Source organism: Mesorhizobium sp. (genome assembly GCF_965229135.1).
GTDB lineage: Bacteria > Pseudomonadota > Alphaproteobacteria > Rhizobiales > Rhizobiaceae > Mesorhizobium.
On record NZ_OZ245860.1, the window covers coordinates 5,471,065 to 5,485,303 of the forward strand.

Annotated in this window: 7 protein-coding genes; 5 read left to right on the plus strand and 2 right to left on the minus strand. The window is 66.9% G+C overall.

The window, feature by feature from the left end; all coding sequences use genetic code 11:
• Positions 1-130 precede the first annotated feature (130 nt).
• Both ACO07C_RS26340 and ACO07C_RS26345 read left to right on the plus strand, forming a co-directional pair.
• Entirely contained in the window at positions 131-7,051 is a 6,921-nt protein-coding gene (locus ACO07C_RS26340) for a hypothetical protein (protein ID WP_421917095.1), read from the plus strand.
• Between the two features lie 394 nt (positions 7,052-7,445).
• Complete coding sequence (locus ACO07C_RS26345; RefSeq protein WP_421917096.1) at positions 7,446-8,876, plus strand: cryptochrome/photolyase family protein; 1,431 nt, start codon at positions 7,446-7,448, stop codon at positions 8,874-8,876.
• A 27-nt stretch (positions 8,877-8,903) separates the two neighbouring features.
• Here the strand turns inward: ACO07C_RS26345 and ACO07C_RS26350 are convergent, their stop codons facing one another.
• Positions 8,904-9,461 carry a TetR/AcrR family transcriptional regulator C-terminal ligand-binding domain-containing protein gene (locus ACO07C_RS26350; protein ID WP_421917097.1) on the minus strand — a complete coding sequence of 186 codons (558 nt, stop codon included), beginning with the start codon at positions 9,459-9,461 and terminating at the stop codon, positions 8,904-8,906.
• Between the two features lie 156 nt (positions 9,462-9,617).
• On the opposite strand from ACO07C_RS26350, the gene ACO07C_RS26355 reads away from it, so the two are divergent.
• The 3 genes from ACO07C_RS26355 (at position 9,618) to ACO07C_RS26365 (ending at position 13,302) form a co-directional block, all read left to right on the plus strand.
• Positions 9,618-11,258 (plus strand): peptidoglycan D,D-transpeptidase FtsI family protein, encoded by a 1,641-nt coding sequence (locus ACO07C_RS26355; protein ID WP_421917612.1) that lies wholly within the window; start codon positions 9,618-9,620, stop codon positions 11,256-11,258.
• Between the two features lie 185 nt (positions 11,259-11,443).
• On the plus strand, positions 11,444-12,673 hold the full coding sequence (locus ACO07C_RS26360; protein ID WP_421917098.1) for an aromatic ring-hydroxylating oxygenase subunit alpha: 1,230 nt from the start codon (positions 11,444-11,446) through the stop codon (positions 12,671-12,673).
• A gap of 32 nt (positions 12,674-12,705) precedes the next feature.
• Positions 12,706-13,302, plus strand: coding sequence for a YdeI/OmpD-associated family protein (locus tag ACO07C_RS26365; RefSeq protein ID WP_421917099.1), 597 nt, complete (start codon positions 12,706-12,708; stop codon positions 13,300-13,302).
• Between the two features lie 114 nt (positions 13,303-13,416).
• Here the strand turns inward: ACO07C_RS26365 and ACO07C_RS26370 are convergent, their stop codons facing one another.
• Entirely contained in the window at positions 13,417-14,178 is a 762-nt protein-coding gene (locus tag ACO07C_RS26370; RefSeq protein WP_421917100.1) for a helix-turn-helix domain-containing protein, read from the minus strand.
• Between the last annotated feature and the right edge of the window lie 61 nt (positions 14,179-14,239).

The following is a 14,239-nucleotide window of genomic DNA, read 5'->3' on the forward strand; positions in this document are numbered from 1 at the left end:
CTGAAAACCAGATACCCGTAAGGCGGGAAGAATTCCGCAACGCGTGAAATCGAGTGAGGCCTGCCTTGGGCAGGGCCGACCTCGGATTCCGCCGAATCGGATCTGGCCCGGGGCGGGGAACACAGCGGCAATGAAGACTATTGGTGTGCATGCAATCGGGCTCAAGGCTCTGCGCCGGTCTGCCCGGTCGAGCGTTTTTGGACTGCTGACGGCCTCGGTGCTGCTTCTGCCCGCGGGCCGTGCGTTCGCGCTGGCGGTCGGCGACCAGGTCTACAACCCCGGCACCGGCAATCTCGAAACGATCGTCCAGATACCGTCGCCGCCCAATGGCTGGGTAGTGACCGCGGTCTCGTCCGGCGGTACCACCACCTTCAATGCCGTCATCGTCACGCCGCCCGCGCTCGACAGCACCTTCGTCTCCGGCGGGAAGACTTACAAGGTCCTGTCCTATACCTACACGACGCCGGCGAACGTGGGCGATCCCGTGTACGTCACCAACATCAATGTCGAGAACGAGACCGACTCCGGCAAACCGCAATCCACGCTCAACGCCTATCAGCTCGATGTGCCGATCGATGGCGGCGGGGCGGGTGGCGCCGGCAGCGGCGGCACGGTGACCCAGGGCAACAGCGTGCGTTTTGTCGACAGCCAGACCGGTTCCAACGGTTCGGGCGGCTCCAACGCCTATGGCATCAAGATCGACTTCGGCATTCTCGGCAGCCTGACCATCGGCGTGAGCGGCTCCGACGGCCAGCCGGGCGGCAACGGACCGACGATCAACGACACGCTGCACGCGAGCGACAGCTACAGTTCCAGCCAGGCGGGCAAGGCCGCGGTCGAGGTCACCAGCGTTGGCGGGAATGGCGGCACCGGCGGCGATTCCTACGGCAACCAGAAGGCCCGCCAGGGTGGCGCCGCCGGCCAGGGCGGCGACATCACGCTGACCTCTGCGGCTACGATCACCACCGACGCGGTCGGCGCCGACGGCATCTTCGTGATGAGCAAGGGCGGCCAGGGCGGCGCCGGCGGCAGCGGCTACATCTTCAGCGAAGGCGGCGCCGGCGGCCCGCCGACGACCGGCGGAACGGTCATTGTCGACAATAGCGGCCAGATCACCACAAACCAGGACAAGTCGGTCGGCATCTTCGCCCAGTCGATCGGCGGCGGCGGCGGTGCGGGCGGTGACAGCTTCGGCGTCGTTGGCGAGCCCGGCTCGGCCTCGGCCGGCGGCAATGGCGGCATGGTCACCGTGGCCAATACCGGCGTCATCGAGACAAAGGGCGCGCGTTCCTACGGCATCTGGGCGCAGTCGCTGGGCGGCAGCGGCGGCGATGCCGGTGATTCCGGCGGCATCGTCGCGCTGGGCAACAAGCTCGGCTCCGGCGGCGGCACCGGCAACACGGTGACCGTCAACAACAATGCCGGCGGCAGCATCACCACCTACGGCGTCGGCGCCTTCGGCATCCTGGCGCAGTCGATTGGCGGCGGCGGCGGCGATGCGGGCGGCGCCGGCGGCCTCGTCGCCATCGGCGGCGACGCCGGCTCCGGCGGCGACGGCGGTACCGTCATCGTCACCAATGCCGCGGGCAACGTCATCAGGACGTTCGGCGGCTCGGATACGAGCGTCACCGATCTCGGCCCCACCATCCAGGATGTCGGCGCCGACGCGATCGTGGCGCAGTCGATCGGCGGCGGCGGCGGCAACGGTTCGGGCAGCGGCGGCCTGGTCGCCATCGGCGGCGAAGGCAGCGCGGGCGGCATCGGCGGGTCCGTGTCGGTCAGCAATGACGGCACGCTCATCACGATCGGCCCGAAGGCGCGCGGCATCTTCGCCCAGTCGATCGGCGGCGGCGGCGGCAATGGCGGCGACAGCGGCGGCCTCGTCGCCATCGGCGGCAAGGGCTCCTCCACCAGCAATGGCGGCACGGTCACGGTCAACAATACCGGCACCATCACGACGGCGGGCAACGCCATCCAGGCGGAGTCCATCGGCGGCGGCGGCGGCGATGGCGGCTCCGCGGGCGGCCTGTTCTCCATCGGCGGCTCGGGCGGGGGCGGGGGCAGCGGCGAGAAAGTCACCGTCAATTCCTCAGGCCACCTGACGACCAGCGGCGACAATTCGGTGGGCATCCTCGCCCAGTCGCTCGGCGGCGGCGGCGGCAATGGCGGCGGCTCGTACACGGTCGGCGAAACCGTGGCGATCGCCATCGGCGGGGCCGGCGAAAAAGGCGGTGACGGCGGCTCGGTCGAGGTCAACCATGTCGCCACGCCCGGCGATCTGAGCGGCCTCGTCGCCTCGGTCATCGATACCGGCACGCGCGGCGTGGGCAGCGGCGGCGCGCCGCAGATCACCGGCAACAAGGCCTACGGCATCTTCGCGCAATCGGTCGGCGGCGGCGGTGGCCGCGGCGGGCTCGCCGTGGCGGTCGCCGGCGGCACCAGCACCGGCGTCGGCATCAGCTTCGCGCTCGGCGGCACCGGCGGGCCCGGCGGCGACGGCAAGGACGTGACCGTCAACTACAAGGGCGACATCACAACGCAGGGCGACAGCGCCTACGGCATCTTCGCGCAGAGCGTCGGCGGCGGTGGCGGCGATGGCGGCGGCTCCGTCGCCGTCAGCGCCGGCGGCGCCTTCAGTTTCGGCCTTGCCATGGGCGGCAAGGGCGGCGTGGCGGGCGACGGAGACATCGTCAGCGTCAACACCACAGGCGGCACGATCGAGACCTTCGGCCTTCAATCCTACGGCATCTTCGCGCAGAGCGTCGGCGGCGGCGGCGGCAATGGCGGCTTTGCCGGCGGCGGCACGCTGGGCGCGGTGGCCATGACGGTCACGCTCGGCGGCGACGCGGGCACGGGCGGCCTCGCCAAGGCCGTCACGGTCAACAATGCCTCGACGATCATCACCCATGCGAACGGCGCGATCGGCATCAACGCGCAGAGCCTCGGCGGCGGCGGCGGCAATGGCGGGTTCGCGATCTCCGGCGCCATCGCGGTCGGCGCTGTGTCGGCCGCGGTCGGCGGCCATGGCGGGGGCGGCAGCAATGGCGGCACCGTGACGGTGGACAACCAGGGCGGCATCACCACCTCCGGCGACAAGGCATACGGCATCTTCGCACAGTCGGTGGGCGGCGGCGGCGGCAATGGCGGTTCGGCCGTGGCCTTCACGCTGGGGGTTTCGCCCGATCCGTCCGAAATCCCGACCGTGGCGGTCTCGATCTCGGTTGGCGGCGGCGGCGGCGATGGCAGCATCGCCGATATCGTCCATGTCACCAATGGCGGCGTCATCACCACCCATGGCACCGATGCCCACGGCATCTGGGCGCAGAGCATCGGCGGCGGCGGCGGCATCGGCGGCTACGCGGCCAGCGGCTCCATGACCATCGGCGGCGGCGTCAACATCGAGGTCGCGGTCGGCGGCACCGGCGGCAAGGGCGAGACCGCCGGCGCCGTCATCGTCGACGCGGGCAAGGACGGCGATGGCAACATCATCGCGGATTCCCTCATCACCACCTTTGGCATCGGCGCGAACGGCATCCGCGCGCAGTCGATCGGCGGCGGCGGCGGCGATGGCGGCTTCGCGGTCGGCGTCAACATCGGCATCAACAACAGCGAGCTGCTGCAGGGCAATATCGGCGTCACGGTCGGCGGCAGCGGCGGCGTTGCCGGCGACGGCTCGACGGTGACGGTGAACAACTGGTCGGGCATCCGGACCTACGGCGACAACTCCGTCGGCATCTATGCCCAGAGCGCCGGCGGCGGCGGCGGCGATGGCGGCAACGCCATCACCGGCGTCCTCGGCTGGGCGAACGCCACCAGCTCGAGCGCGCAGACGGTCAATGTCTCCGTCGCGGTCGGCGGCAAGGGCGGCGCGGCCGGCAATGGCGAGGATGTGACCGTCCACAATTACGGCAGCATCGAGACGGGTCTCGATACCCAGACGGTCGATGCCCAGGGCGATCCGATCATTACCGGCAACAGCGCCTATGGCATATTCGCGCAGTCCATCGGCGGCGGCGGCGGCATTGGCGGGCGGGCCAACTCGATCAACGTGCTGGTGGGCAAGGGCGACGCACCGCCCGACGCCCAGACCAACATCGCCATGTCGGTCGCGGTCGGCGGCGATGGCGGCGGCGCCGGCAATGGCGGCCATGTGGCCGTCACCAACAGCGGCGACATCATCACCAATGCCTCGCTGTCGGACGGCATCTACGCACAGAGCGTGGGCGGCGGCGGCGGCGCGGGCGGCAACGGCATCCTCGGCACCGGCGAGCTGATCCCGGTGCCCGCGGCGCTGATCGCCAACGTGCTGTTCGGCAAGACCAAGATCTACAGCAATCTCGGCATCGCGGTCGGCGGCAATGGCGGCAGCACCGGAACGGGCGGCCTCGTCGAGGTCACCAACACCGGCGACATCACCACCAAGGGCAGCAACTCCAACGGCATCTTCGCGCAGTCGGTCGGCGGCGGCGGCGGTGTCGGCGGCAAGGCCAATATCGGCGCCACCGGAACGCTCGGCATCGGCGGCAGGGGCACCAGCGGCGGCGACGGCGGCATCGTCACCGTCACCAACGATGGCAACGGCAAGATCGAGACCTTCGGCGCGGCCTCCAACGGCATCTTCGCGCAGTCAGTCGGCGGCGGCGGCGGTGTCGCCGGCAATGTCGACCGCGTGCTGGAAAGCGCCATGGGGCCGATCCCTGCGCTCAATCTCGGCATCGGCCTGGCCTTCGGGCAAGGCGGCGGCGATGGCGGCTCGGGCAAGGACGTCACCGTCGAGGGCAATGGGGCGATCATCACCCATGGCTCGTCCTCGGCCGGCATTTTCGCACAGTCGGTCGGCGGCGGCGGCGGCATTCTCGGCACGCTCGGCAACGAGCTGATCCCGGGTATCCACTACGTCACGAACTGGGCCGTCGGCAGCAATGGCGACGCCGGCGATTCAGGCATCGTCCACGTCAACTATGCCGGCACGATCGACACCTATGGCGACGGTTCCATCGGCATCTTCGCGCAGAGCAATGGCGGCTCGAAGGATACGACGCAGAACTATCTCGGCACCGCCGGCAACGTGACGGTCGACCTGACCGGCTCGGTGGTCACCCATGCCGCCGGCACCAGCGCCATCGTCGCGCAGAGCAAGGCGGTCGAGGGCAACGGCGACATCGCCATCAACCTCGACAGCACCACCGGTCTTGTAAAGGGCGGCGCGACCGATGCGACCCATATCGGCGTCGGCGTCTGGATCATCGACGGCGACGCCAACACGATCAGCAACAAGGGCACGATCACGACCGCTAGCGGCACCGCCGGCGGCTGGGCGATCCTTGCCGGCGCGGGCAACGAGACCGTGACCAACTATGGCACGGTGACCGGCTCGTTCGATCTCGGCACAGGCGCCAACGGCTTCACCAACATCGCCGGCGCGACCTTCAATGCCGGCGCCGACGCCAAGCTCGGCGCCGGCAACCTGTTCACCGACAATGGCTATTTCTCGCCGGGCGGCGCCGGCAATGTGATGACGACCAGTCTCGTCGGCAATTGGAACCAGTCCTCGACAGGCGTCTACAAGCTCGACGTCGACCTCGATCCGGGATCGGACCTGTTCAACATAAGCGGCACGGCGGTTGCCGCAGGCGCGATCGATCTCAACATCATGGATCCGGCCGCCGCCAAGCCCGGCAGCCAGGATTTCCTGATCCTGCACGCCAACGGCGGCGTCACCCACACCGGATTGACGCTGAACGCGATCTCCAGCGCGGTGGCACAGTACCAGCTGCTATACCCGAATGCCGAAGACATTGTCCTCAACGTCGACATCAACTTCGCCCCCACCGGCCTGACCGGGAACCAGGCCGCGGTTGGCAATGCGGTCAACGCGATCCAGAGCGGCTCGTCCTCGCCGGGCTTCAACAGGATAGCCGCCGCACTGTATTACGCTCCGACGATCGATCAGCTTGGCGGCGTCTACAATGCGATCTCGGGCGAGGGCGTCTCGGGCGTCGAGCAGCCGCAATTCGATATCTATGGCACCTTCCTGACAGCCATGAGCCATCAGGCGGATTTCTGGCGCACCGGCCTCGGCTCCAACCCGTTGGACCGTACGATCCCGCCGCAGGCCTATGACGAGCCGGGCAAAGCCGGGAAAGATCCGTTCGCGGCGCTTCAGCCGGACGAGCGGCGCTGGAACTACTGGGCGTCCGCTGGCGGCAGCGGCGGCGTGATCGGCGGCAACGCGGCCACGGGCAGTGCGAACAATGTCTACCAGGGCGGCAATTTCGCGGCGGGCATGGATTCCGCCGGCGATCCCGACGTGCTGATGGGATTCGCTCTGGGTGGCGCGGCGGCTTCCTTTGCAGTCGATGGCCGCCAGACCTCGGGCAACATCATCGGCGGCCAGGTCGGCACCTATCTGACGCGCAAATGGGACCAGTTCTACGTCAGCGGCGCGCTCGCCTTCGGCCTTTTCAACAACGATGTCGACCGCGACGTGACGCTTCCCGGCTCGAGCGCACCGCTCGATCCGGTGGCCGGCGCCGCCGAGCGCTGGAAGAGCCATTTCCTGAGCGCGGGCTTCAGCACCAATGTCGAGGCGGGCTGGCGGCAGACGGTGGGCGCGGGCGCCATCACCCCGTTTGCCGGCGTGCAACTCTCGATGCTGTCGATGGATGCCTTCAACGAGACCTCGCTCAACGGCGGCACGCTTGGCCTCGACTTCGACCGCCGCACGATCCTGTCGCTGCCGGTGTCGCTTGGCCTGCAGCTCGACACCACGGTGGGGATCGGCGACGGCAAGTCGCTGCAGGCCTGGGGCCGGGCGGCCTGGGTGCATGAGTTCGAGCCGGACCGCTCGGTCAGCCCCGAGTTCCAGGCAGCGCCCGGCTATCCTCTCGTCATCCAGGGCGCGGCCGCCGCCGTCAACGCGGTTGCGGTCGATGCCGGGCTAAAGATGAACCTGAGCAAAAACACCTCGATGTTCACCACCTTCGACGGCAAGTTCGGCGAGGGCCTGCGGACCTACGGCGGCAATGTCGGCTTCAAGGTGAACTGGTAGGGATCACCCTTCTGGCGGCGGGATTCATCCCGCCGACCAGATTGCCGGTATCGGCGATGTAGCCGTTCTTTTCGAGCGTGATGCCGATATCGGGTCATCGCCTCGCGCGACCGAGGTGCTGAACCGAAAGCGCGCACTCACCATGGATATGGTCTTCCGGCTCAACAGGGAGTGGCACATTGCAGCCGAAGTCCTTGTGCGGCCTTATCATCTTGCAAAAGACAGGGAGCGCAAGCGCGCTTGAGGCACTTTGCAGTTCTTGCCGCGCTTGCGGTGGATGAGAACGCCTAAATGTCGCGCGGCCCTTGCCTTTGGCGACCGTAATCTAGTTCATCGGCTGTATGGGTCGGTGGCGCTCGCAGGGCGCGTCGCGGACCGCTCCGGAGTTTGCCTGATGACCAGCAATGATGCCCCGATCCTCGTCCTGTTCCGGAACGATTTGCGGATCCGCGACAACCGGGCGCTCGCGGCGGCCGCCGCCACGGGCCGGCCCGTCGTGCCATTGTTCATCCTCGACGAGGAGGGCCAGGGCGCGCGCCGCAGGGGCGCGGCCAGCCGTTGGTGGCTGCACCATTCGCTCGATGCGCTGGCGCGCGACCTGGACGGACTCGGCGCGCGGCTCATCCTGCGGCAGGGCGCGACGCAAGGGATCGTCGCCGAGGCGCTCGAAGCCACGAGCGCCGGCTCGGTGTTCTGGAACCGCCGCTATGCGCCGGCCGACATAGCGACGGACAAGGCCATGATGGCGAAGCTGCGCGAAGACGGCTTCGTGGCGGAAAGCTTCGAGGGCTTCCTGCTGCATGAGCCGTTGAGGCTCAGGACGCAAGCGGGCGATTTCTACAAGGTGTTCACGCCGTTCTACCGGAAGCTGTCGGAACTGCAGCATCGCCATCCGGTCGATGCGCCGGCTTCACTCGCCGGCTGGAAGGGGAAACTGCATGGCGATCCGCTCGGCGCGTTCGCGCTGCTGCCGGGCAGGCCGGACTGGTCGGGCGGACTTTCCGAGCGGTGGCAGCCCGGCGAGGAGGGCGCTTTGCACCGCCTCGAAACCTTCGTCGACGACCACCTCGACGGCTACGCCGAAAACCGTGACTTTCCAGGCGAAGACGGCACGTCCGGGCTTTCGCCGCATCTCGCGCATGGCGAGATCACGCCGTTCCAGATCATGGCCGCCGTCAGCAGCAAACGCTCGGCGGACGCCGACACCTTCAGGAAGGAGGTCGGCTGGCGCGAGTTCTCCTACCACTTGCTCTTCAACCTGCCGAAAATCGACAGGGAGAACATCCGTGACGAATTCGATGCCTTCGAATGGCAGGGCGCCGAAGCCGAGATGAAGGCATGGCGGCGGGGGCTGACCGGCTACCCAATCGTCGATGCCGGCCTGCGCGAATTGTGGCGCACGGGCTGGATGCACAATCGCGTGCGCATGATCGTGGCGTCGTTTCTGGTCAAGGACCTGCTGATCGACTGGCGAGAAGGCGAGGCGTGGTTCTGGGACACGCTGGTCGACGCCGACGCGGCGAGCAATCCCGCGAGCTGGCAGTGGGTGGCCGGATCGGGCGCCGACGCCGCGCCCTATTTCCGCGTCTTCAATCCGGTTCTGCAGGGCGAGAAATTCGACCCCCGGGGCATCTATGTCCGCCGCTACGTGCCGGAACTCGCCGGGCTGCCCGACAAGTACATCCACCGTCCCTGGGAAGCGCCGGCGCAGGTGCTGCGACAGTGCGGGCTGACGCTCGGAAAGGACTATCCGCGCCCGGTGGTGGACCATGCCGTGGCCAGGGACAGGGCCTTGGCGGCCTATCGCGGCGCGCGCGGGCAGTGACATTCCTTCCGCCGGGCGGGCTTCGCCTCAGCCAGGCAGCAAACCCATCGCCAGCTCGATCAGCTCGAGCTGGTAGCGCTTCTCGATATGCTGGCCCGCGAAGACAAGACGGTAGATGACCGGAGCGACCAGCAGGTCGATCAACCGGTTCGGGTCCGGCGCGGGTTCGGATCGGCCGGTTGCACGGTTCACCAGCACCTCGAAATTCGCCTGGGCGTATCCGGCGGCGCGGCGCGCGAGCGCCGTATTGGCGACCCGCTCCTGGATCAGCGCGAAGCCGACGCCGGTCGAGATGTCGTCGACGAAGCGTTCGAGCCATATCTCCAGATCTCCGCGCAGTGATCCGGAATCCGGCAGGTCGGCGTCCGGGCGCAAGCGCTCCGCGGCAACATCGGCCAGAAGCTCGCCGACCGTCCCCCAGCGCCGGTAGATGGTCGACGGGGTGACGTTCGCCCGTTCGGCGATCATCGGCACGCTGAGCTCGACGGTTTCGTCTTCGGCCTTGAGGGCTTTTACGGCCTCATGAACGGCTTTCTGTATCCGCTCGCTGCGTCCACCCGGTCGGATCAGGGGAGGGCCCGCCATGGTAAAAAACCGTTAATCGATTAAAGCTAAGGAATTGCATTAAGGCTGAGGGCAATGCCCCTTCGCATCGACTGTCCAAGGGCTTAGCAGATGTATTCCCTCGGTTCCAATATCTTTCCGTATTCCCTGTCGCGGCGACGCCAGGACAAGCCGCGCATGGATGGCGAGCGCAAGCGCGGCCGCCGGCGCATGGCGATCGCCATGGCGGCTTTCGCGTCGATCTTCTGCATCATCGGCGGGCGCCTGGTGTTCTACGGCCTTTCCGCGCCGCATGTGGCGGACACGCTCGTGCGCCCGGTCGGCGCGGCGCGGCCCGACATCATCGATCGCAACGGGACGATACTGGCGACGGACGTGCGCATGGCGTCGCTCTATGCCGAGCCACGGCGGATCGTGGACGCGAACGAAGCCGTCGAGAAGCTGGCGAATGTGTTGCCCGAGCTCGACTACGAGCAGACCTACCACAAGCTTAGGAGCGGCTCGGGTTTCGTCTGGCTCAGGCGGCAGCTTACGCCCCGGCAGCAGCAGGATGTCCTGGCGCTGGGCATTCCCGGCATCGGCTTTCGCCCGGAAATCAAGCGCTTCTATCCCGGCGGCGTCCAGGCCTCGCACATATTGGGACTGACCAACATCGACAATGTCGGCCTGTCGGGAATGGAGAAATGGATCGACGAGCAGGGGCTTGTCGATTTGCGCGGGGCGGGCCTGGGTGGTCGCGGGGCGTTCCAGCCGGTGCGGCTGTCGATCGATGCGCGCGTGCAGCATGCCGTCCATGACGAGCTTTCGAGCGCGATGGAGCACTACAAGGCCACGGCGGCGGGCGGCGTGATCCTGAACGTCAAGACGGGCGAGGTGATGGCCATGGTGTCGCTGCCGGATTACGACCCCAACAACCCGTTCAACGCGCTCGACAAGGACCGCCTCAACCGCATGTCGGCGGGCACGGCGGAGATGGGCTCCACCATCAAGACGTTCACGACCGCGATGGCGATCGAGATCGGCGGCGCCAGCATCTCGACGATGTTCGACGCCAGTGCGCCCATCATCGTCGGCCGGCAACGCGTGCGCGATGCCCACGGCAAGGGGCGCCCCCTGTCACTGGAGGAGGTCTTCCTGTTTTCCTCCAACATCGGTTCGGCCAAGGAGGCGATGATGGTCGGCGTGGAGCGGCATCGCGACTTCCTGGAGCGGATGGGCCTCCTGTCGCGCATGACCACCGAGCTGCCGGAGGTCGCCCGGCCCGTCCAGCCGAAGGTCTGGAAGCAGGCGACCTCGATCACCGCGGCCTTCGGCCACGGCTTTGCGACCACGCCGCTCCAGACGGCGGTCGGCATCGCGGCCATCCTGAACCAGGGCAAGCTTGTTCCGGCGACGTTCGTGCGGCGGACCGAGGAGCAGGCGAGAGCGCTCGCGCGGACCGTGGTCAGCGAAGAGACGAGCAGAAGCATGCGCTATCTCTATCGTCTCAACGGGATAAAAGGCTCGGGGCGGCGCGCCAACATCATGGGCTACCGCGTCGGCGGCAAGACCGGCACGGCCGAGAAGGTCATTGCCGGGCGCTATGCCAAGAACCACAATTTCAACGTCTTCGCGGCGGCCTTCCCGATGAACGATCCGCAATTCATCGTTCTCGTCGTCGTCGACGATCCGCGGTCCGAACGCCCCGGCATGGGCATCACCGCGGCCTCCAATGCCGCGCCGGTGGCAGGCGCGATCATCGAAAGGACGGCGGCGATGCTCGGCGTGCGGCCGGATTTCACCGATGACACGCAGCTCACGGTCAACAGTCTGCGGTGATGGAGGCTTTTCACGGTCAGGTGGCCCGCCGGTTGGCGATGCTGGGCGGCTGTACCAACGGAATCCGCCCGTGAGGGCCGGGAGGCGGCGTCGACATCCCGGCGCCGGGCGGCTACCATCGCGCGAACAAACCGCCAAACAATAAACAGCCAGACAATACAAACCGCCAGACAAGGGAACGGCAGATGAGCGTGCGTCCTCTCCAGCAAACCCACACCGAAGGCGATGCCATCGACCAGCTGGTCGCGTCGCACCGGCCGGGCCATGGCCTGGTCCGCGCCTTCTACCATGACCCCGCCATCTACGCGCGCGACATGGAGCGTGTGTTCCGCCGCCACTGGCATTGCCTGGCGCATGCCAGTGTCATTCCCAACCCCGGCGATTTCGAACTGTTCAAGCTGGGCGACGAGGCCGTCATCCTGACGCGCGGCACGGATGGGACCATCCATGCCATGCTCAATGTCTGCCGCCATCGCGGCGCGGAAGTCTGCACCAAGGAGAAGGGGAATGCGAAGATGTTCGTCTGCCCCTACCACGCATGGACCTATTCCAATGACGGATCGCTGCGCGCCGCGCGGCTGATGCCCAAGGATTTCGACCGCGCGGCGCACGGCCTGAAGAAGCTGCATGTCCGCGTCGCAGAAGGCCTGGTGTTCATCTCCTTCGCCGAGACGCCGCTCGACTTCGACCCGATCGAGCAGTCGCTGCGCACCAGCTGCGGCCAGTATGGCTGGGCTGACGCAAAGGTCGCGCACCGTCAGAGCTATCCGGTCGACGCCAACTGGAAGCTCGCCGTCGAGAACTATGTCGAGTGCTATCATTGCGGCCCGGCGCATCCGGAATATTCGCAGACGCACGCGCTGGAAAAGCCCAAGGAGATGATCGAGCAGCTCAACGCCGCGATGGAGCAGCGCACCTGCGCGCTCGGCATCGAGATCCACAGCGGCAACCGCTGGCAGAATTCGGCGGCCGGACAGGAAGCGATCGATACGTTCCGCTACGCGCTCTATGACGGCGTTTCGAGCGGCAGCGAGGACGGCTCGCCGGTGGCGCCGCTGATGGGCCGCTTCACCGACTATGATGGCGGCGTCACCTCCATCCACCTCGGCGGCACGACATTCCTGGTCTGCTATCCCGACCACGGCATGATTTATCGCTTCATCCCCAAGACTCCCGACACCTGCGAGATGGAACTGATCTGGCTGGTGCACGGCGACGCGGTCGAGGGCCAAGATTACGACCTCGAAAAGCTGACCTGGCTGTGGAAGGTCACCACCGACGAGGACAAGAAGATCATCGAGCACACCTCGCGCGGCGTGCGCTCGCATTATTTCGTGCCGGGGCCGATCGCGCCGATGGAATATAACGAGCTGCGCTACATCAACTGGTATCTCGAAGAGATCGCGCGCGCCTGACCGGTGATGCCTGACATGGAAAGGGCCGGCTGATGGCGCCGGTCAAGGTCGACCCCGACAAGGTCAGGGAGTTCGAGGACGCAGCCAGTTTCTACACCTGGCTGGCGGGAAACCACGCCGCCGAAAGCGAAGTCTGGATCAAGATCCACAAGGTGGATTCGGGCCTCAGGTCGATCACGGCCAGGCAGGCGGTCGACGTGGTGCTGTGCTTTGGCTGGATCGACGCGGTGCGCAAGTCGTTCAACGACAAGAGCTTCCTGCAGCGCTACACGCCGCGCGGCAGAAAGAGCATCTGGAGCAAGATCAACATCGACAATGTCGCCCGGCTGGTTGAGGAAGGCCGCATGACCGGGCACGGCCTCAAACAGGTCGAGGCCGCCAAGGCCGACGGCCGCTGGGACCGCGCCTATGGCAGCGGCAAGGACTTGAAGATCCCCGACGACCTGCAGGCGGCGATCGACGCCGAGCCCGAAGCCAAGGCGATGCTGGGCAAGCTCAGCGCGCAGAACCGTTTCGCGCTGGCGTTCCGGATGCACAATTTGAAGACCGAGGCCGGACGCCGCAAGAAGATCGAGGCTTTCGTCGAGATGCTGAAGCGCCGCGAGACGATCCATCCGCAGGGCAAGTGAGGATTGGGGCGGCGGTGCGCTGTCGTCGCCGGCGCTTGCGCGGGCCGCGAAGGAACGCGGCCCCGGACAAAAAGCAAGGCGACTATTCATGCCATATCGCACGGCGACCGCCGCCTAGCCGCCTGATGCCTGGCTCTCCCGGGTCAGGCTGACCACGAGCTGGTCCACGCCGGGATCGTCGAGGCTGACGACATGGGCCATGCGGATCGCGTCGCGTGGGCGGATCCGGGTCACGTGCTGGCGCATGATCACCGAGACGAAGGCGGGCCCGGAGCCGGTCAGCACCATGGCGGTGCCCCTCAGGACCGGCTCCGAGATCGGCGCCCATTGCACGGCCATCAGCGACGGTTCTCCCACCTGCCGGCGGTTGACCCCGTTGAAGTAGATCCAGTTCAGGCGCGAGATGGCCACGCCGTAATGGTTGCCACGCGCCCGCGACAGGGTGGCCGGTCCATTGCGCTCTACCCAGCCGGTGACCCTTCGGAACGTGACCAGCTCGGTGTCGCGTCGCACGAATGTCACCGACCGCATCAGCAGGTCGGCCTGGCCGGGGATGGAAAAATAGGTCAAATAGGTGCCGCCGGCGATGGCCGGCGTTGGCGGCCGCGTCAAGTTTTCGAAAAGGTTTCTGGAAATCGGCGGCAGGCCCGGAACGCGCGTTCCCGGCGCGCCGTGGTCCTGGTAGAGGTCATCCTCGTCTATGCCGAAGTAATCACAGATCAGTTTCGCGGTTTTCTTGTTGGGGACCGTCGTGCCCTGCAGGTAGCGCTCGAACTGTGTTCTGTTGATATCAAGCTCGCGGCACACGGCACTTATGGAGGCGTGGCCCTCGCAAAGCCTTTTCAGGTTGGCAGAAATAATCTTTCGAATTGGCACGACATCGTCCCCGCCGCGACAGATGTACAAACTCGAACCATTTACCCGTCTACAAGTCCCC